Origin of the sequence: Amycolatopsis sp. A1MSW2902, assembly GCF_017312175.1 — a bacterium.
Classification (GTDB): Bacteria; Actinomycetota; Actinomycetes; order Mycobacteriales; family Pseudonocardiaceae; genus Amycolatopsis; species Amycolatopsis nivea.
Genome location: NZ_QJPO01000001.1, coordinates 5035696 through 5057276, shown reverse-complemented (window position 1 = coordinate 5057276; position 21581 = coordinate 5035696). Strand labels below are relative to the sequence as shown.

The 21581-nt window shown below is 71.2% G+C and carries 19 protein-coding genes; 11 read left to right on the top strand and 8 right to left on the bottom strand.

All coding sequences use genetic code 11. From position 1 onward, the window contains the following. Positions 1-17: 17 nt before the first annotated feature. The 6 genes from DMP23_RS23130 (at position 18) to DMP23_RS23105 (ending at position 10372) form a co-directional block, all read left to right on the top strand. On the top strand, positions 18-2546 hold the full coding sequence (locus DMP23_RS23130; RefSeq protein WP_037814072.1) for a hypothetical protein: 2529 nt from the start codon (positions 18-20) through the stop codon (positions 2544-2546). A gap of 772 nt (positions 2547-3318) precedes the next feature. Then, complete coding sequence (locus DMP23_RS23125; protein WP_337822478.1) at positions 3319-8301, top strand: NAD-glutamate dehydrogenase; 4983 nt, start codon at positions 3319-3321, stop codon at positions 8299-8301. Continuing rightward, entirely contained in the window at positions 8298-8720 is a 423-nt protein-coding gene (locus tag DMP23_RS23120; RefSeq protein WP_037814068.1) for an acyl-CoA thioesterase, read from the top strand. Before DMP23_RS23125 ends, DMP23_RS23120 begins: the two co-directional genes overlap by 4 nt. Next, complete coding sequence (locus DMP23_RS23115; protein ID WP_134729562.1) at positions 8713-9348, top strand: hypothetical protein; 636 nt, start codon at positions 8713-8715, stop codon at positions 9346-9348. Before DMP23_RS23120 ends, DMP23_RS23115 begins: the two co-directional genes overlap by 8 nt. Before the next feature lie 45 nt (positions 9349-9393). Next, positions 9394-9651 carry a hypothetical protein gene (locus DMP23_RS23110; RefSeq protein ID WP_037814249.1) on the top strand — a complete coding sequence of 86 codons (258 nt, stop codon included), beginning with the start codon at positions 9394-9396 and terminating at the stop codon, positions 9649-9651. Between the two features lie 274 nt (positions 9652-9925). Beyond that, positions 9926-10372 carry a DUF6292 family protein gene (locus DMP23_RS23105; protein ID WP_199817689.1) on the top strand — a complete coding sequence of 149 codons (447 nt, stop codon included), beginning with the start codon at positions 9926-9928 and terminating at the stop codon, positions 10370-10372. Between the two features lie 83 nt (positions 10373-10455). Here the strand turns inward: DMP23_RS23105 and DMP23_RS23100 are convergent, their stop codons facing one another. Then, positions 10456-11352, bottom strand: a complete 897-nt coding sequence (locus DMP23_RS23100) for an acyl-CoA desaturase (protein WP_043829466.1) — start codon at positions 11350-11352, stop codon at positions 10456-10458. 390 nt (positions 11353-11742) lie between these two features. After that, positions 11743-11946, bottom strand: a complete 204-nt coding sequence (locus DMP23_RS23095; protein WP_037814060.1) for a cold-shock protein — start codon at positions 11944-11946, stop codon at positions 11743-11745. A gap of 387 nt (positions 11947-12333) precedes the next feature. Between DMP23_RS23095 and DMP23_RS23090 the strand changes: the two genes are divergently transcribed. Next, a complete protein-coding gene (locus tag DMP23_RS23090) occupies positions 12334-12522 on the top strand; it encodes a hypothetical protein (protein ID WP_009081303.1) in 189 nt (62 codons plus the stop codon). Positions 12523-12550: 28 nt separating this feature from the next. Here the strand turns inward: DMP23_RS23090 and DMP23_RS23085 are convergent, their stop codons facing one another. From DMP23_RS23085 to DMP23_RS23070, 4 genes are all read right to left on the bottom strand, one after another. Then, the gene (locus tag DMP23_RS23085; RefSeq protein WP_167754159.1) at positions 12551-12715 is read right to left on the bottom strand and encodes a hypothetical protein; all 165 of its coding nucleotides are present in this window, start codon (positions 12713-12715) and stop codon (positions 12551-12553) included. Positions 12716-12799: 84 nt separating this feature from the next. Next, on the bottom strand, positions 12800-14389 hold the full coding sequence (locus tag DMP23_RS23080; protein ID WP_134729564.1) for a glycoside hydrolase family 13 protein: 1590 nt from the start codon (positions 14387-14389) through the stop codon (positions 12800-12802). Beyond that, the gene (locus DMP23_RS23075) at positions 14389-14778 is read right to left on the bottom strand and encodes a globin (protein WP_369806064.1); all 390 of its coding nucleotides are present in this window, start codon (positions 14776-14778) and stop codon (positions 14389-14391) included. The genes DMP23_RS23080 and DMP23_RS23075 overlap by 1 nt, the downstream gene beginning before the upstream one ends. A gap of 28 nt (positions 14779-14806) precedes the next feature. After that, positions 14807-15808 (bottom strand): mechanosensitive ion channel family protein, encoded by a 1002-nt coding sequence (locus DMP23_RS23070; protein WP_167754160.1) that lies wholly within the window; start codon positions 15806-15808, stop codon positions 14807-14809. A gap of 410 nt (positions 15809-16218) precedes the next feature. Here DMP23_RS23070 and DMP23_RS23065 point away from each other — a divergent pair, with 410 nt between their 5' ends. Continuing rightward, a complete protein-coding gene (locus tag DMP23_RS23065; RefSeq protein ID WP_050788293.1) occupies positions 16219-16671 on the top strand; it encodes an HNH endonuclease in 453 nt (150 codons plus the stop codon). 100 nt (positions 16672-16771) lie between these two features. Here the strand turns inward: DMP23_RS23065 and DMP23_RS23060 are convergent, their stop codons facing one another. After that, on the bottom strand, positions 16772-17017 hold the full coding sequence (locus tag DMP23_RS23060; protein WP_337822477.1) for a hypothetical protein: 246 nt from the start codon (positions 17015-17017) through the stop codon (positions 16772-16774). 55 nt (positions 17018-17072) lie between these two features. Here DMP23_RS23060 and DMP23_RS23055 point away from each other — a divergent pair, with 55 nt between their 5' ends. The 3 genes from DMP23_RS23055 (at position 17073) to DMP23_RS23045 (ending at position 18279) form a co-directional block, all read left to right on the top strand. After that, positions 17073-17246: a hypothetical protein gene (locus tag DMP23_RS23055; RefSeq protein ID WP_337822476.1), complete on the top strand. Its 174-nt coding sequence runs from the start codon at positions 17073-17075 to the stop codon at positions 17244-17246. A gap of 309 nt (positions 17247-17555) precedes the next feature. Next, positions 17556-17810 carry an aa3-type cytochrome oxidase subunit CtaJ gene (ctaJ, locus tag DMP23_RS23050; protein WP_337822475.1) on the top strand — a complete coding sequence of 85 codons (255 nt, stop codon included), beginning with the start codon at positions 17556-17558 and terminating at the stop codon, positions 17808-17810. Beyond that, positions 17797-18279, top strand: a complete 483-nt coding sequence (locus DMP23_RS23045; protein WP_043829473.1) for a DUF5130 family protein — start codon at positions 17797-17799, stop codon at positions 18277-18279. The genes ctaJ and DMP23_RS23045 overlap by 14 nt, the downstream gene beginning before the upstream one ends. Before the next feature lie 610 nt (positions 18280-18889). On the opposite strand, the gene pepN is transcribed toward DMP23_RS23045, so the two are convergent. Then, positions 18890-21457, bottom strand: coding sequence for an aminopeptidase N (gene pepN, locus DMP23_RS23040; RefSeq protein ID WP_337822474.1), 2568 nt, complete (start codon positions 21455-21457; stop codon positions 18890-18892). Between the last annotated feature and the right edge of the window lie 124 nt (positions 21458-21581).

Genomic DNA, 21581 nt, shown 5'->3' with positions numbered 1-21581 from the left:
CGGCGCGGGGGTCCCGAGTGGAAACCAGCAGGCACAACCGGCCCAGCCCGTTCGCGACCGCGGACGGGCGGCCCGCCGTTGCCAGTGGCGGGACCCTCGCCGACCTCGGTCGGCTCATCGACCGGGCGGAATCGCTCCGCTTCCGGGCGCCCGAGCTTTCGCTGGTCCTCGGCGAACGCTCGGCCGCGCTCGCGGAGGCGGCGGGCGCGGACGGGCACTGGATCCGGGCGGAAGCGCTCGTGGTGTCCGCGCGCGTGCGGACCGGGGCGCGGACGTCCACGGTCGGCCGCGCGGTCGCGGCTTTGCGCGCGGCCGAGCACGCCGGATACGCCACGACGGCGGCGCGGCTGCGCGTCGACCTCGCGGTGTGCTCGCGCAGCCTCGGCGTTCCGCTGATGGGGCTGGCCGCGCTGCGGCCGGTGCTGTCCGAGGACGTGCCGCCGTCGCTGCGCGCGGAAGCGCTGTGCCATCTCGTCGGGTGCCTCGCCCCGTTCGGCCGCAAGGCGGAACTGGACCGCGTGCTCGTCGAGGCGGACCGGCTGCTGGTGGCCGACGATTCGCTCGACGCGGACGACCGGCTGCTGATGCGGGCGTTGCTGCGCAACGGGACCGCGGCGCACCGGCGCCGGCACGGCGACCTCACCGCGGCCGCGGACGCCGCGCGGACCGGGCTCGGGTTCCTGGAGAAGATGGACCGGCCCGGCGACGACGGCGGTCTCGTCCGGATCCGGCTCGTGCTGCAGCTGGTCAGCACGCTGCTCGACCGCGGCGACGCGGACATGGCTTACGACATCGCCGAACCCGTGCTGCGGGAGCCGGTCCGGGCCGCCGGGGTCGCGCCCGCGGCGTGGCTGCGGCTGGCGGTGGCGACGCGCATTCATCTGCCTTCCGGCGCCGGTGACGCCGCCGCCGAGCTGGTGGGGGAGGCCGTCGCGGCCACCGACCGGCACGGGCTCGCGGCGGTCACCGCGCGGCTGTGGCTGGAACTGGCGCAGATCGAGGAACGGTTCGGCAGCGCGGAAGAGGCCATCGGATGCCTGCACCGCGCGCGGGCCGCGGAACACGTGCACGCGCGGGCCCGGCGCCAGGCGTGCGGGCTGATCGCGGGCGAGCTGGGCGCCGAGTCGGTCGCGTCGATGGACCTCGACGACGTCCTCGCCGCATCCGCCCCGCGCGACGGCCGCCCGGTGTCGATGGAGGTCGAGCCGAGGGTCGCGGCCGAGGAGACCTCGGTGATGCCGGCGATCCGGGACGTCCCCGCCGAGCGGCCGGACCCGGTCGCGGCTCCGCTGCCGGTCGTTCCGGCGCAGGTCGAGGTGCCTGTGGCACCGGTTTCGGCCGCGGCGTGGGTCGAGGCGGCGGAGAAGAAGCCGGCGTGGTCGTTCCGGCGGGCCGCGGCGGAGACGGAGGTCGAGCAGACCTCGGTGCTCCCGGCGATCCGGGAAGAGACCGAGGAGGCTCCGCGGACCGGCGGACGGCGGCGGGCCGAGGACCGCAAGTCGCCGGTGCTGCCGGGATGGGCGCGGCCGTTCGGGCGGAAGAGCGCCGACGCGCCCGCGCCGCGGAAGCGGGCGGCTGCGGAGCCGGTCAGCCGGACGGAGGCTTCGCGAGCGGCGTCGGGACGTCCGGCGCAGGTCGCCGAGAGCGCTGGGGCACGGCCTGCCGAGGTCGCTGAGGCCACGCCGGGTCGTCGCCGGGCGGAGACGGCGCAGCCTGCCGAGGAAACGGCGGTGCGCTGGCCGGAGAAGCCGCCTGCCGCGCGTCGGTCGGCGGAGGACGCGCCCGCTCGTCGGGAAGAGAAGACGAAGTCCGAGGAGCCGGTGCGGGCGGCTGCTGAAACGCGGCCCGAGACTCCTCGGCGCGCGGCGGAAGCGCAGGCTCCGGCCGAGGAGGCGCCGCGGTTCTCGCTGCGGATGCCGGATCTGTCGGACATCCTGCCGGAGCTACCGCTCGCCCCGGCTCCCGCGGACGAGCCCGCCGCGCCGTTGTGGGAAAGCGCCGAGTGGGCCAAGGAGGAAGCGGCCCGCCGCGACACCCGCGGCCGCAAGACCCGGCACGACGCCGAACACGGCTCGGTCGCCGCGAAGTCCGTACTGGACCGGCTGGGCATCACCGCGAGCGGCGGAGGCGGCGGACGGCGCCGGGCCGACGAGCCCGGACGTCCCGAATCCGCCGCGGCGGAACCGGACACCGCGGCGAAGGACAAGCCGGAGCTGGCCCCCGCGCCGCGGCCGGAGGAGCCGGAGCCTGCCGAGGAGCCCTGGCTGCCGCGGCTGCGGATGCCGCCGGCGCTGGACCCGCTGTCCGACATCGACGCGTGGACGCCGTCGGAGCAGCCGTTCCCGGAGGGCTACGCGCGAGCCATCGCGGAGGACGAACCGCCGCCGGACGCCGGACTCGCCGAACTGCTCGCCCGCGCCCTCGCCGAACACCAGGCGGGCACCGCGAGCGCGGCCGCGCTGGTGAAACGCCTCGGCCCGAACGACGAGCCGAAGCCGATCAACGGCCGAGCGACCGCGGACCGCCACCGCAACAACGGCGACTGACGCGCGCCGGAAAGTTCTTGCGCCGCAGGGGAAACGCTGGTTCGGCCGGGCAGATTCCGCAGCGGGACAACGATTCACGCGGACGCGACCTCGAGTGGTCCGTGAAGGACTCCTTGAGGGAATCAGATTCCCCCAGGGAGTCCTTCACGGACCGCTGTGGGAGGGCAGCCTGCTGGCGGAAAATCTCGCCGACGCGGAGAATCCCGCGGCTCCGGCATCGAGAGGTACGTGAGGGCCACCCTCACGTACCTCTGCGGGAGTGCACCGCGCCGGAGCGGAAGATCGTCCCGTTTTCCGCGCTGCGCCAAGCGGTTTTCCCACTCACTGGTTGGACGCGCCGCGACGAAGCAGCACAAGCCGCCCGCCCCGCCGATCTGCGAACGCCTCGCGGGCGCCCCATCCTGAAACCCGGCTCCCTCCGCAGCAACGGAAGAATTAGCCCGTACGGGTGGGAATTCTCGCAGGGGAGGGACGCAACCTTTTCCGTTCCCGCCGCGGGCGATACAGCCACTGAACCGATCCCGAAGCGGCCGCCGTGCCCGCGAAACCGGCGCTCCGGCCTCGTGCCAAGCCTTTTGCCGGAAACCGCCCTCGCCGAACCCGCCGGTAGCTGAACCGATCCCGCGCGAGCGCGGCGCCGGGGACCCCTGAAACGAACCTTAAGTCTTTCCCCGCCGCGCACAGGGGCGTCTCCGGGCGGATTAGGGTGAGGGATGTCCGGCACGTTGTGGTGACGGACGCATCTCGGTCTCGCATACTGGAGAGTTGCTCAATGAGCTCGACGGGAGTTTCGTCCCCGCCCGATGTCGGCACCGAAGCCGGCGCCGCCCGCCGCACGACAGCCAGCCCGGAGCAGATCCGGGACGAGCTGATCGACACCGCCGCGGCGCAGGCGCCGGAGATCGCGGACCTGATCCGCTTGTACTACCGGCACATCCCGGCCGACGAGATCGTCGGCGACGATCCGGTAGCGCTCGTCGGCGCGGTGCGGTCGCACCTGCAGCTGGCGAAGCAGCGCATGCCCGGGCGCCCGGCGGTCCGGCTGCTGAACCCGACCACCGCCGAGGACGGCTGGACGCGCGACGCGACCGTCGTGCAGGTCGTCACCGACGACATGCCCTACCTCGTGGACAGCGTCACCGCGGAGTTCGCCCGCGACGGCGTGCAGGTGCAGCGCATCGTGCACCCGATCGTCGTGGTGAGCCGCGGCCTGACCGGCGAGCTGGAGGGCCTGCACCTCGACGCCGACCCGGCCGATCCGCCGGCTGGCGCGTCCGCGGAATCGTGGATGCTGGTGGAGATCGACCTCGTCACCGACCCGCAGCGGGCACGCGAGCTGGACAACCGGCTGACGTCGGTGCTCGGCGACGTGCGCGAGGTCGTCGAGGACGCCGAGAAGATGGCGCAGACGGCCTGCTCGCTCGCGGAAATGCTGGAGCAGCACCCGCCGAAGCTGCCCAGCGGCGACGAGGTCACCGAGGGCGCGCGCCTGCTGCGCTGGCTCGCCGACGGCCACTTCACCTTCCTCGGCTACCGCAAGTACGAGCTGGTCGACAGCCCGCAGCCGGACAGCGACGAGCCCGCCCTGCGCGCTGTTCTCGCGTCCGGGCTGGGCGTGCTGCGCCAGGACAGCCTCGCCGCGCGCAGCCTCACCGCGGGCCCGGACAGCTCGGTCGACGCGCTCGCGCCGTCGCTGCTCGTGCTCACCCAGGCGAGCGCGCCGAGCACCGTGCACCGTCCGGTTTATCCGTATTACGTCGGCGTGAAGACGTTCGACGAGCACGGCAAGGTCTCCGGCGAGCACCGCTTCCTCGGCATGTTCACCACCACCGCGCTGCACGAGAACGTGCTCGACATCCCGGTGGTCGGCCAGCGCGTGCGCGAGGTGATCCACCGCGCCGGGTTCCCGATGGAGTCGTTCTCCGGCCAGCGGATGCTGGAGGTCCTGCAGAACTGGCCGCGCGCGGACCTGTTCTCCGCGGACACCGATTCGCTCTTCTACACCACCACCGGCGCGATCACCCTGTCCGACCGCCGCCGGCTGCGGCTGTTCCTGCGCCGCGACCCGTACGGCCGCTTCTACTCCTGCCTCGTCTACCTCCCGCGCGACCGCTACACCACGCGCTCGCGGCTGGCGATGCAGGAAGTGCTGCTGGAAGAACTCGAAGGCACGCAGCTGGAGTACAGCGCGCGCGTCGGCGAAACGCTGCTGGCGCAGGTGCACTTCATGGTGCACACCGACCCGTCGAACGCCCTCGAGCCGGACACGCTGCGGATCCAGGAACGCCTGAACACCGTTGTCCGCAGCTGGGACGACCGGCTGGTCGAGGCGATCATCGCCGAACGCCGCGAGCGCGTCGGCGACGGCGGCCCGATCGGGATGATGGGCGAGGAGTCCGCGGTCGACCGGGGCCAGCGCTTCGGCGCGGTGTTCCCCGAGGCGTACAAGGAAGACTTCACCGCCGAGGACGCGCTGGCCGACCTGGCCAAGCTCGACACCCTCGCGGACGAGGGCGACCTCGCGCTGTCGTTCTACCTGCCCGCCGACGCCGAACCCGGCGAGCGGCGGTTCAAGCTCTACCTGCGCGGCGAGGGCGTCACCCTGTCCAAGGTGCTGCCGGTGCTGCAGGCGATGGGCGTCGAGGTGGTGGACGAGCGGCCGTACGAGCTGTTCCGCGAGGACGGCGGGGCCAGCTGGATCTACGACTTCGGCCTGCGCGTCGACAAGAAGGGCCTCGAGGAAGCCGACGAGGCGGCGGCGGTCGAGGTGCGCGAGCGGTTCCAGGACGCGTTCCACGCGGCGTGGCGCGGCGACGCCGAGGTCGACGGCCTCAACGGGCTGGTCCTGCGCGCCGGGCTCACCTGGCGCCAGGCCGCGGTGCTGCGGGCGTACTCGCGTTACCTGCAGCAGGCGCGCAGCCCGTTCTCCCAGTCCTACATCCAGAACACGGTCGTCAAGCACACCGAGGTCGCGACGAAACTGGTGCGGCTCTTCGAAACCCGCTGCGACCCGCAACTGTCCGATGTGGACCGGAAGACGCACGAGGAATCGCTGACCGCCGAGATCTCCTCGATGGTCGACGAGGTCACGAGCCTCGACGAGGACCGGATCCTGCGCCGGATGCTCGCGGTCATCAACGCGACCCTGCGCACGAACTACCACGTGCGCGACGCCGACGGGAACCCGCGGCCGTACCTGGCGCTCAAGCTCGACCCGAGCGGCGTGCCGGAGCTGCCCGAGCCGCACCCGAAGTACGAGATCTTCGTGTACTCGCCGCGCGTCGAGGGCGTGCACCTGCGGTTCGGCGAGGTCGCCCGCGGCGGCCTGCGCTGGTCGGACCGGCAGGAGGACTTCCGCACCGAGATCCTGGGGCTGGTCAAGGCACAGGCGGTGAAGAACGCGGTGATCGTGCCGGTCGGCGCGAAGGGCGGCTTCGTGGTGAAGCGCCCGCCGCGGCCCACCGGCGACGCCGGGGTCGACCGCGACGCCCAGCTCGCCGAGGGCATCTCCTGCTACCGGATGTTCATCTCCGGCCTCCTGGACCTCACCGACAACCGCGTCGAGGGCGAGACCGTGCCCGCGCCGAACGTGGTGCGCCACGACGCCGACGACAGCTACCTGGTCGTCGCGGCGGACAAGGGCACCGCGAAGTTCTCCGACATCGCCAACGAGGTCTCGGCGCAGTACGGCTTCTGGCTGGGCGACGCGTTCGCCTCCGGCGGTTCGGTCGGCTACGACCACAAGGCCATGGGCATCACCGCCAAGGGCGCGTGGGAGAGCGTGAAGCGGCACTTCCGCGAGCTGGGCAAGGACACCCAGACCGAGGACTTCACCGTCGTCGGCATCGGCGACATGATGGGCGACGTCTTCGGCAACGGGATGCTGCTGTCCGAGCACATCCGGCTGGTCGCGGCGTTCAACCACATGCACGTCTTCCTCGACCCGAACCCGGACGCCGCGTCGTCCTACGCGGAGCGGCGGCGGCTGTTCGACCTGCCGCGCAGTTCGTGGGACGACTACGACCGTTCGCTGATCAGCGAGGGCGGCGGGATCTACCCGCGGTCGGCCAAGACCATCCCGATCACCCCGCAGGTCCGCGAGGCGCTCGGCCTCGACGAGGGCGTCACGAAGCTCGCGCCGATGGACCTGATCCAGGCGATCCTGCTGGCCCCGGTCGAACTGCTGTGGAACGGCGGCATCGGCACCTACGTCAAGGCCGAGAGCGAAAGCCAGGCCGCGGCGGGCGACAAGGCCAACGACGCGATCCGCGTCAACGGCAACCAGCTGCGCGTGAAGGTCGTCGGCGAGGGCGGCAACCTGGGCCTGACCCAGCTCGGCCGCATCGAATTCGCCCGCACCGGCGGCAAGATCAACACCGACGCGCTCGACAACTCGGCCGGCGTCGACTGCTCCGACCACGAAGTCAACATCAAGATCCTGCTGGACCACCTGGTGGCCGGCGGCGAGCTGGAGCACGCGCGGCGCAACGAGCTGCTCGGCGAGATGACCGACGAGGTCGGCTCGCTCGTGCTCGCGGACAACTACCGGCAGAACGCGGTGCTCGGCGTCAGCCGGGCGCACGCCGGGCCGATGGTGTCGGTGCACGCGCGGCAGGTGTCCGCGCTGGTCGCGAAGGGCGCGTTCGACCGCAAGCTGGAGGCGCTGCCGACCCCGTCGCAGTTCCGCGCGCTGGAGAAGGCGGGCGAGGGCCTGACCTCGCCGGAGCTGGCGACGCTGCTCGCGCACGTGAAGCTCGACCTCAAGGACGAGCTGCTCGCCTCCGACCTGCCCGAGTCCGAGGTGTTCACCCGCAGGCTGCCGGAGTACTTCCCGGCCCCGCTGCGGGAGCGGTTCGCCGCGGCGATCGCGCAGCACCCGCTGCGCCGCCAGATCATCACCACGCTCATTACCAACGAGCTGGTCGACGGCGGCGGCATCTCGTTCGTCTACCGCCTGATGGAGGAGATGAACGCGACCGCCACCGACGCGGTGCGCGCGTACGCGGTGGTCACGCACGTCTACGACCTGCCGAAGCTGTGGGCCGAGATCGACGCGCTGGACAACGTGGTGCCGACCGAAGTCGCGGACGGGATGGTGCTGGAGACGCGGCGGCTGCTCGATCGGGCCGCGCGCTGGTTCCTCACCAACCGCCCGCAGCCGCTCGCGCCGCTGGCCGAGATCAACCGGTTCGGCCCGGTGCTCGCGGAACTCGGCCCGAAGCTCGGCGAGCTGCTGCGCGGGCGCGAGCTGGAGTCGGTCGAGCAGGACGCGGCCGCGCTGGTCGACCAGGGCGTGCCCGCCGATCTCGCCCGCCGGGTGGCGCTGCTGCTGCACAGCTACGGCCTGCTCGACGTGGTCGAGGTGGCGGAGCTGGCCGAACAGCAGGTCGGGCTCGACGCGACGCACACCCCGGCGGACACCGCCGAGCTGTACTACGCGCTGTCGGACCACCTGGACATCGACAAGATGCTCACCGAGATCAGCGCGCTGGAACGCGGCAACCGCTGGCACGCCCTCGCCCGGCTCTCGCTGCGCGACGACGTGTACGGTTCCCTGCGCGCGATCGCGCTCGACGCACTGCGGCACAGCGACCAGGACCTGTCCGTCGACGAGCAGATCGAGCAATGGGAGAAGGCCAACGCGTCGCGGCTTTCGCGGGCGCGCGTGGCGCTGGACGAGATCACCCGTTCCGGGCGGCTCGACCTCGCGACGCTGTCCGTGGCCGCGCGCCAGATCCGGAGCACGGTGCGGTGACATTCGTTTCCCACGTCCAGCCGCGATGGTCGGACATGGACGTGTACGGGCACGTCAACCACGCGAACGTGGTGACGCTGCTCGAAGAGGCCCGGGTGCCCGTGCTGTTCGGCGAAGCCGAGCGCGCGGGGCTCACCGAACTGCCGAAGGGCGTCGTGGTCGTGAAGCTCGGGGTGCATTACCGCGCGCCGATCGTCGCGGCGCCCGGCCGCTCGGTGCGCGTGGAGATCACGCTCACCGAGCTGAAGGCCTCGACGGTGACGCTCGGGTACGTCGTGCGGACCGGTCCGGACGCGACCGATCCGGTCGCGGTCACCGCCGAGACCGTGCTGGCCCCGTACGACACGGCCAACCTCCGGCCGCGCCGGCTCAGCGACGAGGAATCCGAATTCCTCAAGCGGGTGCTGGCCGATGCCTGAGCTGCGGATTCCCGATCCGGGCGACCGGGAGACGCTCAGCGCGTTCGTGGCCCGCGCGGTGCGGCTGGACGGCACGACCGCCGTCCGGCTGCGCCGCCGGGGCGACGACGTCGTCGAGGCGTGGACGGCCACGCCGTTCGAGGTCCTCGCGACCCGCGCGGTGGCGGGGACGGTGACGCCGTCGGACGTCACGGTGTCCGGCAACGAACTGCTCGCGGCGCTCGCCGTCGCGGGCGGCGAGGTGATGGACCCGGGCCCGGCGCGCGACCTGCTGTGGCACGCCGAGCTGCCGGTGTCCGACCGGTGGCAGCAGGTCGACGAGCTGCCGGTCGACGTGGTGTCGGACCTGGCCGACCGCGGCGTCGCGCTCGCCCGCGACAACGCCGGTCCGCACGGCACGCCGCCCGCCTCGCTGATGGACCAGGCGGTGCTGACCGTCACCGGGGGAGACCTCGAGGTCAAGGTCCAGATGCGGTGCCTGTTCGCGCTGTCCGGGATGGGGCTGTTCGATTCGTCGATCGACGGCGACGTGGTCCGGGTGACCGCCACTGATTCGTGGCTGCGCCTCGACGCCCGTTACGGTGCGGTGCTGAAGCGGCGCCAAGCGTTGCTGCCGCTGCTGTTCTGACGATTCTGCTGGCGGGAGCCGTCCGGCGATGTCATCGTGAACCGCATGACCGAACCGGACGGCGACCCGACCGCGGACTTCCTCGCCGAGGTCCGGCCCGAGGAGACGCCGTGGCGCACCGACCGGCCCGCGGACGCCGATCCCGCGCCGGAAGCCGAACCCGCGCCAGGGCGTGCGCGGTCGGTGGTGCGCGCGGTCGGCGAGGCCGCGCCGTACGTCCAGGCGGGATTGTTCGCCGCGTGGGTGGCGACGTCGATCGCGGAGTCGGCCGACGGCGGCGATTTCGGCGGCCAATCGGGCTGAACCCGGCTGTCCTCAGTGGACAGTGTGCCGGGCGGATCGCCACGTCGAGCAAGGATTTCGCCGGCGGACGCGGCCGATCGAGCGATTTCCGCGGCGGCCAGACGGGTTGATCTCGGCTGCGGGCTTGTCCCAGCGGGTAGAGTCGGAGTCCGGTCCAGCTGCCGGATGCCCGATCCGGTGCGACCCCGATCATCGCGACCGCCGGCCTTCGCGCGAGGCGAAACCCCGGTTCGCTTGCTGCGCGAAGCGGAAGCGGCGGCGGAAGAGGAGACCCATGCTCCTGTCCGGTCCGGAACGCCCGATGTCCCTGCCCACCGCCGACGATCCGCAGGTCCTGCGGCAGGCGCTGGCCGCGTACGTGCGCGAGGTCGCCGCCGCGGTCGGAGTGTCGGTGGAGTGCACGTCGTGCGAGGTCACCGACACGATCACCGCGTACGTCGCGCTGAGCGGCCGGTCCCCGCGTTTCCCCGGCCGGGATCTGATGCTGTTGTGGACCATGCGGCAGGGCTGGTCGGTGGCGGTGGAGACGACGCCCGCCGAATCCCCGCAGCCGGTGGCCCAGCTGGGCGGCGACGTCACGCCCGCGCCGGAACGGGTGCGGCGGTTCGTCGCGGAGGTCGTGAGCTCGGCCGAGACGGCCGGGAAGCCGGGACCGGTGCTGGCGGTGTCCAGTCACGGCGACCTGCGGACCCGGCTCGAGGAGCGAGTCCGCAGGTCCTGACGGGCCCGCGACGCGAGATCAGCGGTCCGTGAGGGAATCGGATCCGTCCGGATTCCCCTCACGGACCACAAGAGACCGGACGCTCAGGCGGCCTTGAGCTTGCGGGCGAGGCGTTCGGGCCGGGGCCAGCGCACGTGCGAGGCCCAGCGGAACTTCTCGAACATCCAGATCAGCCGCGCGGAGATGTCGAGCTGGCCGCGGCCGACGCCGTGCCGGGCCCCGGTCGGGTCGGCGTGGTGGGAGTTGTGCCAGGACTCGCCGAAGGACGCGATCGCCAGCGGCCAGAAGTTCGCCGACCGGTCGCGCGCCTCGAACGGGCGCTCGCCGATCAGGTGGCACAGCGAGTTGACCGACCAGGTCACGTGGTGCAGCGCGGCGACCCGGACCAGCCCGGCCCAGAAGAACGCGGTGAGCGCGCCCCACCAGGTCATCGTGATGAGCCCGCCCAGCAGCGCGGGTCCCAGCAGCGTCGCGACGGTCAGCACCGGGAAGAGCCGGTCGATCCGCTTCAGGTCGGCGTCGTCGAGCAGGTCGGGGGCGAAGCGGCGCGGGTTGGTCCGGTCGCGGCCGAACAGCCAGCCCATGTGCGCGTGCCAGAAGCCCTTCGCGAGCGCGGCGGGCGACGTGCCGAAGCGCCACGGCGAATGCGGGTCGCCGTCGCGGTCGGAGTAGGCGTGGTGGCGGCGGTGGTCGGCGACCCAGTCGATCACCGGTCCCTGCATGGCCATGCTGCCCGCGACGGCGAGCGCGATCCGCAGCCCGCGGCGGGCGCGGAACGCGCCGTGGGTGAAGTACCGGTGGAAGCCGACGGTGATGCCGAGGCCGCTGACGCAGTAGAACGCGGCGGCGAGGCCGACGTCGAGCCAGCTCAGCCCCCAGCCCCAGGCGAGCGGGACCGCGACGGCGACGGCGAGAAGGGGGACGACCGCGAAGAGCTTCACCAGGAAGGCCTCGGTGCCGGTCTTGTGGCCGGCGAGCATGGGCTGCGGCGATTTCGGGGGACGCTGGACGGTGCTCTGGGTGTCGATGGGTAACGCTCCTACTCGAGCTGGTCCGGCCGCCGCGCTCTGCGGGGCCGAGGCCGATGCCGCGGCGCGGACCAGGCGGAAGGGGGCCGCCTCGGGGGTGCGCCGTGCGTTGCGTACTGGCCAGGCAGGGGAGGGCCTCAAGGCCAGTCGCGACCTGCCCTGGTCAACGGGTGATCTCGCGTCCGGGTTCCCGGAACGCGGAAGACCTTGTGCGGCCGGGAAAACTCACCGGGCCGCACCGGGGTGCCGAGCTGTTTCGGCTGCCGTGGGCGGAAAAGTCCGCTTCGGCGCGGGTCCCCTGGTGCGGAAAGCCTTCCGCACCAGGGGAAACACCGGGGAAACTCAGATGGCGCGAACGCCAGTGGCCTGCGGGCCCTTCTGGCCCTGGCCGACCTCGAACTCCACGCGCGCGTTCTCCTCAAGGCTGCGGAACCCGTTGCCCTGGATCTCGGAGTAGTGCACGAAGACGTCGGCGCTGCCGTCGTCCGGGCTGATGAACCCGAAGCCCTTTTCGGCGTTGAACCACTTCACGGTGCCTTGCGTCATAAAAACGATCTCCATCGGACTCACAACAGATGCCACCTCGGCATCCGGGCCTGGCAACCGACGGTGTGCCTTCCGAAAAGAGAAACACCACGCCCGCTACATCTTGCGAGCGTGGCTGCGGGACGTACCCACCGCACGAACACAAAACACGACCGTCTTCAGTAAAGCACGCCCGGGCCGGTCTCACCAGGGCCGTCGCCCGAAGGGTCCACTGTGGACGTCGCGACGCGCGCGGCGGGGACGGCTCGCGGGCAGGTCGGAGGCGGGGAGTAGCGTCAGCACCGTCGAGAAGTCTCATCGTGCGCCGGCGTTCGAGCCGGCGTCGTCCCCGGCGGGCCCGCCCCCGCGGTGCCGCCGGTGGCCCCTTCCACCTCGACGAGGAGCGACATGCGCTCGGAACGACGTCCGCTGTCCGCCGAAACCAGTGAATTCGCCCGTGCCCGGGTGTCCGCCGAACAGGACCTGCGCGTCCAGCAGGAGCACGCCGCCCGCACTGTCGCGGGGCACGCGCACGATGTCGATGACCTGCGGGGATTGCTCGCGATGCTCGGTCTGGAGGCGGGTGCTCGCGTCTGACCTGACCGGGGCGGCCGCCGGGTTTGGGCTATCCAAGCCAGGCGGCTGAATCCGGGGCCAGTCTGCCGTCGATCAGCGGGCTGCTGGTGAGCAGCACCTCTCCCGGCGGCAGGGCGATCGAGCTGGCCGAGGTGTTGAGCGCGCAGATCAGCCCGCCCCGGCCGAACAGGATCTGGGCGACCCTCAGGAACACCTTGCCCGCCCTGCCGAGATGCCGATGACCTGTGGGGATTGCTCGACATGCTCGGGCTGGAGGCGGGTGCGCGTCTGACCTGGGTTACCCGAGCCAGGCGGCTGAATCGGGCGCGAGTCTGCCGTCGATCAGCGGGCTGCTGGTGAGCAGCACCTCTCCCGGCGGGAGGGCGATCGAGCTGGCCGAGGTGTTGAGCGCGCAGATCAGCCCGCCCCGCCCGCGGCGGAACGCGAAACAGCCCGCGGGCGCGCCGAACCACTGCAGTTCGTCGCCGCCGCGGAACGCCGGGTGATGTTTGCGCAGTTCCACCGCGCGCCGGTACAGCGACAGCGTCGATTCCGGATCCTCGAGCTGCCGTTCCACGGTCAGCGACGCCCAGTCCGCGGGCATCGGCAGCCAGGTCTGCGCGGTGCGCGAGAACCCGTACGGCGGGAGCGTGCCCTCCCACGGCAGCGGCACGCGTTCGCCGTCGCGGCTGAATTCCGGGCCCTGTGAGCGGGCGCGCGGGTCGGTCATCGCTTCCAGCGGCAGGTCGGCGTTCGGCAGGCCCAGCTCTTCTCCCTGGTACAGATAGACCGCGCCGGGCAGGGCGAGTTCCACCAGCGCCATCGCGCGCGCCCGGCGGACCCCGGCCGCGCCGCCGCCGTAGCGGCTGGCCGCGCGCCAGACGTCGTGGTTGGACAGCGTCCAGGTCGCCGGTGCGCCCGCCGAACGCGGCACCGCCAGCGACCGCTCGATCGACGTGCGCACGGCGTCCGCGTCGAAGTGGGTGAGCACCAGGCGGAAGTTGAACGCCAGGTGAAGTTCGTCCGGCCGCAGGTACCGGGCCAGCCGCTCCTCGTCCTGTACCCAGATCTCGCCGACCGCCATCGCGTCCGGGTACTCGTCGAGCACCTTGCGGATCAGCTGGTGCACCTCGTGCACGCCGTCGTCGTCGAAGCGCGGGTCGCCCAGCACGCCGCCGCCGTGCGCGGGCGTGTCCGGGTCCATGTCGGGCAGCCCGGCGGGTTTGGCCATCCCGTGCGCGACGTCGATCCGGAAGCCGTCCACGCCCCGGTCGAGCCAGAACCGCAGGGTGCGCTCCAGATCGGCGCGGACGTCCGGATTGGCCCAGTTCAGGTCCGGCTGCTGCGGCGCGAACAGGTGCAGGTACCACTGCCCGTCCGGCACCCGCGTCCACGCCGGGCCGCCGAACACGCTGATCCAGTTGTTGGGCGGCTCCGCGCCGCCGGGGCCGCGGCCGTCGCGGAAGTGGTAGCGCTCCCGCTCCGGGCTGCCCGGCCCGGCGGCCAGCGCGGACTTGAACCACGCGTGCCGGTTGCTCGTGTGGTTCGGCACGACGTCCACGGTGACCCGGATGCCGCGCCGGTGCGCCTCGGTGAGCAGCACGTCGAAGTCGCCGAGGGTGCCGAACATCGGGTCGACGCCGCGCGGGTCGGCGACGTCGTAGCCGTGGTCGGCCATCGGCGAGGGGTAGAACGGCGTCAGCCACAGCGCGTCGACGCCCAGCAGCTCCAGGTAGCCGAGCTTGCTGCGGATGCCCTCGAGGTCGCCGATGCCGTCCTCGCCCGAATCGGCGAAGGACCGCACGTAGATCTCGTAGAACACCGCGTCCGACCACCACGACGGCCGCGGAAGGCGGTCCGGCCGCCGTCCCGCGACCCTGCGTCTCATCAGACGAAGCTGTTCATCATGCTGTGCGCGGCCATTTCCAGGTACGCCCACAGCTGGCTGAGGTACGGCTCGGGCAGGTTCTCCTCGTCGATCGCGATCCGGATGCAGCGCAGCCACGCGTCGCGCTCGATCGGGCCGATCTTGAACGGCGCGTGCCGCATCCGCAGCCGCGGGTGGCCGCGCTGGTCGGAGTAGGTGTGCGGACCGCCCCAGTACTGGATGAGGAACAGCCGGAACCGCTCCTCCGCCGGGCCGAGGTCCTCCTCCGGGTAGAGCGGGCGCAGCACCTCGTCGCGGGCCACTTCCTCGTAGAACCGCTTGATGATCCGGCGGAAGGTCGGTTCGCCGCCCACCGCCTCGTACAGGTTCGCCGGTTCCGGCTCGCTCACAGTCGACACACCTCCATCTTGCCCTGCCTCAGCTGCGCGGCGCGCCCGACTGCTTGTCCTGCATGGACGACAGCAACCGGCCGAGCGGCGGTTCGAAACCGGCCTCCTCCAGCGCGCCGAGCAACTGCCCGCGCAGCTTCCGCTGCACCGCCCACTGCTTGCCCGGTCGCACCTTGACCGTCAGGCGCAACACGATTCCCTCGGGCGTGACCTGTTCGACGCCGAGCATCTCCGGCGGCTCCAGCACGTTCACCGAGAGCGCGTCCGATTCGACCGCCTTCGTGGCCGCGCCGCTGAGCACCTCGGTGGCCTTGTCGACGTCCGCGGAGTAGCTCAGCGGGACGTCCACCACGGCGTAGGCAAAGCCCTGGCTCGAGTTGCCGACGCGCAGCACCTCGCCGTTGCGGACGTACCAGACGGTGCCCTTCAGGTCGCGCAGCGTGGTGATGCGCAGGCCGACCGCCTCGACGGTCCCGGTGGCCTCGCCGATGTCCACGACGTCGCCGACGCCGTACTGGTCCTCGATCATCATGAACATCCCGGAAAGGAAGTCCTTGACCAGGTTCTGCGCGCCGAACCCGAGCGCGACGCCGACGATGCCGGCCGAGGCGATGATCGGGGCCAGGTCGATGCCCAGTTCGCCCAGCACGAGGATGAACGCGAGGCCGTAGATCAGGAACGTCGCCATCGACTTCAGCACCGAGCCGATGGTCTTGGCGCGCTGCCTGCGGCGTTCCACCACAGCGGTGCCGAGCATCTCCGGCGCCCGTTCGCGCAGCGGTCTCAACAGCGACGGGATCTTGCCGTTGCTGCCCGAGGCCGGGAGCGTGGTGACCCGTTCGATGAGCCGCTTGGTGAGATAGCGCACCACGAACGCGATGACGAGGATCATGATGATCTTCAGCGGCTTGGTGACGAGCCAGCCCGCCGACGCGGCGAGCCACTCGTTGTGCGTGACCGAATAGACCTGGGCGCACCACGACCCGGTCTCGGAGATGCAGCTGGGCGGAGCGCTGAGCACGGCATTCACTGGCTGAGCTAGTCCTTTCTCGTTGCTTGTCCCGGCGGCGCGCAGGCGGCCGGCGAGTGGCCGCCGGGTCGCGGGTATGTGACACGTCACAGAACACGCGTGCGCCGGGGCCCTGATGTGTGGTCGACTATGCCTGCACCGGTGGAGGTGGTCGAGTGCCAGACCGACAACCCGTCCCCCTCGGCGGCGCCGGCCAAGCCATGGCCGAGCTGCCGCCGGAGGCGATCCTGCGTGCCTGCCCGGGAGGGTCCGCATCCGGCGGCTCCGTCCCGTCCGGGCCGGGGACCCGTCCAGGGGGAGCATCCCGTCCGCCCGGACAGCGTAGAGCCCGCGATCCGGTCGCCCCGGCGTGGGGGCGGCGCCGGGTCCTCCTGCTCAACGCCACTTTCGAGCCGCTGACCGCGGTGCCCATGCGGCGCGCGGTGGTGCTCGTCATGTGCGGCAAGGCGGAGGTCGTCCACGGCGATCCGGGCGGCGTCGAACTGCACGCCGCGACGGTGTCGCTGCCCGTTCCCTCGGTGATCCGGCTCAGCACGTACGTGCGGGTGCCGTACCGGGCGCAGGTGCCGCTCACCCGGGCCGGGCTGATGCACCGCGACCGGCACCGCTGCGCCTACTGCGGCGGCCGCGCGGAGACTATCGACCACGTCGTCCCGCGCAGCAAGGGAGGTCCGCACAGCTGGACCAACTGCGTCGCCTGCTGCGCGAAGTGCAACCACCGCAAGGCCGACCGGCTCCTGTCGGAGATCGGCTGGCGGCTGCGCGTGGTGCCGCGCGCCCCGCACGGCCCGCACTGGCGGCTGCTGGCGCATTCCAAAGAGGCCGATCCGCTGTGGCGGCCGTATCTCGGGTCGGCGGCCTAGCCGCCCGTTCCCGGACACGCCGGCGCCCCGGCTGCCTGTGCGGCGGCCGGGGCGAGCCGATGGACCGTGCTCGACGTCCCTGTTCCGGTGCTGGCGGTGCTCAGGCGGCGAGGCTGTAGTCGGCCTGGCAGGTGACGCGCGTGCCCATCGTGACCCGGGTGCCGCGCGTGACGCGAGTGCCGCGGGTGACCCGCGTGCCCATGGTGACGCGGGTTCCGGCGGTGACCCGGGTGCCGCGGGTGACGCGCGTGCCCATCGTGACGCGCGTGCCGCAGGTGACGCGCGTGCCGCAGGTGACGCGAGTGCCCCGGGTGACGCGGGTTCCGCGCGTGACGCGGGTGCCCATCGTGACGCGCGTGCCGGCCGTGACTCGGGTCCCGCGCGTAACGCGGGTTCCCCTGGTGACTCGAGTTCCCATGGTGACCCGGGTACCCATTGTCACGCGAGTGCCCGCGGTGACCCGGGTCCCGCGGGCGACCCGAGTGCCGCGCGTAACCCTGGTGCCGGACGTGACCCGCGTTCCGGGCACGAATCCGGTCTCGCTGGGTGACGAAATGGTCTCGGTGATCGCCTGAGTGGGGGGCTGGACGCTCTGCATGAGGTGTCCTCCTGGGACCGGTGCGTGACGGGCTGGGGCTGGGGAGGCGGGCACAAGGCCCGTACAGGTGAAAAAGCTACGAGGATTTCAAGGTTCGGACAAGCCGCTATCGCCCGGTACGGCCGCCTGTACGGCGAGTTGCCATCTTTCGGCCCGCAGCCCTTCGCCCCAACGTTCCAGCGGACGCGGGCCAAGCGGCGGACGGCGCCTCGGCGGCGACGAACGGTCGCCCCCGGTCGCCGGTGTCGCGCGGTGGCTGCCGGAGGCATCCGATACGCTCACCGGCGTGAACGTTGTCGAGACGATCCTGGTCTACGCGGTCATCCCCGGGGCCATTTACTTCGTGGTCGGCGCCGCGACCTTGCGGAAGAAGTTCTCGGGGACGCCGCGGTACCGGCCGGGGCAGCCGTGGGAGTACCCCGCTATGTGGTGGACCGCCAACCCGGACGGCGTAGGAGCCGGCCACGGCCCGGCGGTTGAAGTGAATGCGGCGCCCGCGGGCGCTTCGACGGCCGCAGGAGGCGCTCGTGGCAAGTGGTGAAGTGACCCAGACCGCGGTCGCGGAGAAGGACCTGGCCTTCGGCGAGGTCATCACCAACAGCGGCAGGCTGTCCGCGGCGAAAATGTACGAGCCCGCGGCCCCGACGAGCCCGTTCACGGTGCAGCAGCTCGCCCGCCTGGACGAGGCCCTCACCTTCGCGACGCGCGAAACGGGCCTCGACTTCAGCATCTACCTGGGCGACCTGGGCGAAGACACCCGGGCCGGCGCGGAAAAGCTGCACGCCGCCACCGACGACCCGACGAACGCGGTGCTGCTGGGAGTTTCGCCCGCCCAGCGCGCGATCGAGATCGTCACCGGCGAGCGCGCCCACTCCCGCCTCCCCGACCGAGGCGCGAACCTGGCCGTGGCGAGCATGGTGGCGTCCTTCAAGGAAGGCGACCTGACCGGCGGTCTGGTCAATGCCCTGCGCATGCTGAGCGACCAAGCTGGCCCCGCGCCGAAGCACTGATACATCCCACGCCAGAGCCGTCCCGCACTCAGCGGGACGGCTCTTTTACGTTCTGCCCTCCGGCGGTGCCGCCGTTCGTGAGGGCCACCCTCATTGACTCTGATTCCCCCAGGGTTCCCCTCACGACCCGCCACCCGTGCGTGAGGGCCTCCTTCACGGACTTGGATTCCCTCAAGGAGCCCTTCACGGGCCGCCTGCCCAGCTCGCCAGCCGCCGGATGCCGCCCCAATGCCACTTTGGGGCGCACGCCCCAATCCCCACGAGCTCAATCGCACCTGCCGCCGGAACGCACCCAACGCCACATTGGGTGCATCCCACGCACCGAACGCCACATTGGGTGCATCTGACGCACCCAATGCCACTTTGGGGCGCTAGCCGCACACCGCGAACCCCACCGCCACTAGCCCCAAACCGCGAACCCCAGCCGCACCGGTGCACCCAACCATCGAGGCACCCAGCCCCTCTACCGCAGCCGATGCACCCAACGAGCGAGGCACCCAGCCCCTCCCGCGCACCCCGATACGAAGCTCACCCCCGAACCGTCAGCACAATCAACCTTCGGGGTGCCCCACGCAACCAAAAGCCGATGTCGCCGCCAGGCGACGAGAAGTCAGACCTGACTGTCAAAATCCCGAGCAGCCAACGCCCGGACAATCCCAGCCCGCCCCTCGGAAACAAGCCGCCGCAACGCCGCCGGATGATCCCCTGCAAGCCACTCATCCGAAGCATTAACGGTCGCAGGCTCAACCGCCCAAGACGGATACAACCCAATCGCCGTCGGCTGAGCCCGCTCACTAGACCGCCGAGCCCAGACATCGTCAATAACCTCGAAGTACCGCTCAATATAATCCCCGAGCAAATGCTTCTGCCCCGGATGCGAGAACCCGGAAATCAACGCGTCAGAAACCGCATTAGGAATCTCGTCGTCGTAAATAGCCCGCTGCCAAGTATCCGCCTTAGCCTCAGCAGTAGGCTGCAACGCCCGAGACCGCTCCGCATGCCGCCGCCCAGCCGCAGTGTCGTCCCGCGCCTGCTCGGCATTGATCTCGTCCGCACCAGCCTTGCCGTGCGCCACCAGCGCCTGCAGCAACCGCCACCGCAAATCGGTGTCGACAGTGAGGCCCGGCAACGGCGCGGACCCGTCCAGCCACCCGGCGATTTCCGCCAGCATGTCCTCGCTCAACACCCCGCCGGCCAGCGAGTTCACAAACGCCAGCTGATGGTCCGACCCAGCCTCCGCGGTCCGGGCCAGCTCGAGCAACCGACCGCTGAACGCAGGCCAGCCCTCCGCCGCGGCCCACTTCTGGTCCGCATAAGAGTTGAGCGCCGTCTGCGCCTGCAGCAGCAACCGCTGCACGACCCCGACCTCGCTCTCGGCGTGAATCCCGCGCGCCACGAGCGTCACGAAGTCGCGGGCCTTCAGTTCGGCCTCGCGCGTCATCTCCCACGCGGCCGACCAGCACAGCGTGCGCGGCAGCGATTCGGTGATGTCGCCGATCCGGTCGATCAGCGTGGTCAGCGACGCCGGGTCGAGCCGCATCCGGCAGTAGGTCAGGTCGTCGTCGTTGACCAGCACGAGCTTGCCCGCGGCCTGGCCGACCAGGTCCGGAACCTCGGTGCGCTCGCCGGTGACGTCCAGTTCGACGCGGCGGGTGCGGACGATCTTGCCGTCGGCGTCCTCGTCGTACACGCCGACCGCGACGCGGTGCGTGCGCAGTTCGCCGGCGCCCGGCTTCGCGCCGGTCTGCACGACGGCGAACGACGCGAAGGTGCCGTCGGGTGCGATCTCGTAGCGCGGGCTGAGCGAGTTGAGGCCGGTGGTCTCCAGCCATTCCGCGCTCCACCACGAGAGGTCGCGGCCGGACGCTTCCTCCAGCGCGGCCAGCAGGTCGGCGAGCGTGGCGTTGCCCCACGCGTGCTTGCCGAAGTACACCTTGAGGCCGTCGAGGAAGTGCTCGATGCCCACGTAGGACACCAGCTGCTTCAGCACGCTCGCGCCCTTGGCGTAGGTGATGCCGTCGAAGTTGACCTCGACCGCGTGCAGGTCGACGATGTCGGCCGCGATCGGGTGCGTCGAGGGCAGCTGGTCCTGGCGGTAGGCCCAGGACTTCTCGATGTTCGCGAAGCTGGTCCAGGCGTTCTTGTACTCGGTCGCCTCGGCCTGGGCGAACACGCTCGCGAAGGTCGCGAACGACTCGTTCAGCCACAGGTCGTCCCACCAGCGCATGGTGACCAGGTCGCCGAACCACATGTGCGCCATCTCGTGCAGCAGCGTCTCGGCGCGGCGCTCGTAGGCGTAGCGGGTGACGCGGCTGCGGAAGACGTAGTCCTCGAGGAAGGTGACCGCGCCGGCGTTCTCCATCGCGCCCGCGTTGAACTCCGGCACGAACAGCTGGTCGTACTTGGAGAACGGGTACGGGGTGCCGAATTTCTCGTGGTAGAAGGCGAAACCCTGTTTGGTTTCGACGAACAGCCGCTCGGCGTCCATGTGCTCGGCGAGCGACGCGCGGCAGTAGATGCCGAGCGGGATGGTGCGGTGCTCGTCGCGGAACTCGTCGGTCCATTCCGCGTACGGGCCGGCGACGAGCGCCACCAGGTAGGTGGAGATGCGCTCGGATTCGGCGAACTGCGTGCGGCGCGCGCCGTCCTCGGTGTCCTCGGCGCTTTCGACGAGCGCGTTGGACACGACCTTCCAGTCGCGCGGGGCGTGCACCGCGAGCCGGTAGACGGACTTGAGGTCCGGCTGGTCGAAGCAGGCGAACATGCGCTTCGCGTCGGCGGTCTCGAACTGGGTGTAGAGGTAGACGCCGTCGTCGACCGGGTCGACGAACCGGTGCAGGCCCTCGCCGGTATTCATGTAGCGGCAGTCCGCGGTGACGACGAGTTCGTTCTCCGCGGCAAGGCCGGGCAGCGCGATGCCCTTTTCCTCGGCGTAGCCGCTGACGTCGAGCTCGGTGCCGTTCAGCACCGCGGAGCGGACGCCTTCGGCGACGAGGTCGATCCACGACGCTTCGCCGGGACGGCTGCTGGAGAACCGCACCGTGGTGGTGGAGCGGAACGTCTTCTCCCCGGGACGGCCGCTGCCGTCGGTCAGGTCCAGCTCGATGTCGTAGGACGACACGTCCAGCAGGCCGGAGCGCTGCTTGGCTTCGTCACGCGTCAGGTTGGGGGCGGGCACGGGCACCTCTGGTCTTCGGATCCGGTGGGCACGACGTTCAGCATCCAATCATGACGGGCCCGGAAGGGGCGACCAGGGAACAATGCGGAGGGGCCGCCGCGTTGGCTCGCAGTGCGGGGGTTGG

What these genes read in the sequence shown, in the direction of transcription:
- DMP23_RS23125 (WP_337822478.1), top strand. Translation starts at nt 3,319, where the DNA reads ATGAGCTCGACGGGAGTTTCGTCCCCGCCCGATGTCGGCACCGAAGCC.
- DMP23_RS23115 (WP_134729562.1), top strand. Translation starts at nt 8,713, where the DNA reads ATGCCTGAGCTGCGGATTCCCGATCCGGGCGACCGGGAGACGCTCAGC.
- DMP23_RS23110 (WP_037814249.1), top strand. Translation starts at nt 9,394, where the DNA reads ATGACCGAACCGGACGGCGACCCGACCGCGGACTTCCTCGCCGAGGTC.
- DMP23_RS23105 (WP_199817689.1), top strand. Translation starts at nt 9,926, where the DNA reads ATGCTCCTGTCCGGTCCGGAACGCCCGATGTCCCTGCCCACCGCCGAC.
- DMP23_RS23100 (WP_043829466.1), bottom strand. Translation starts at nt 11,352, where the DNA reads ATGCTCGCCGGCCACAAGACCGGCACCGAGGCCTTCCTGGTGAAGCTC.
- DMP23_RS23095 (WP_037814060.1), bottom strand. Translation starts at nt 11,946, where the DNA reads ATGACGCAAGGCACCGTGAAGTGGTTCAACGCCGAAAAGGGCTTCGGG.
- DMP23_RS23090 (WP_009081303.1), top strand. Translation starts at nt 12,334, where the DNA reads ATGCGCTCGGAACGACGTCCGCTGTCCGCCGAAACCAGTGAATTCGCC.
- DMP23_RS23080 (WP_134729564.1), bottom strand. Translation starts at nt 14,389, where the DNA reads ATGAGACGCAGGGTCGCGGGACGGCGGCCGGACCGCCTTCCGCGGCCG.
- DMP23_RS23065 (WP_050788293.1), top strand. Translation starts at nt 16,219, where the DNA reads ATGCGGCGCGCGGTGGTGCTCGTCATGTGCGGCAAGGCGGAGGTCGTC.
- DMP23_RS23060 (WP_337822477.1), bottom strand. Translation starts at nt 17,017, where the DNA reads ATGGGCACCCGCGTCACGCGCGGAACCCGCGTCACCCGGGGCACTCGC.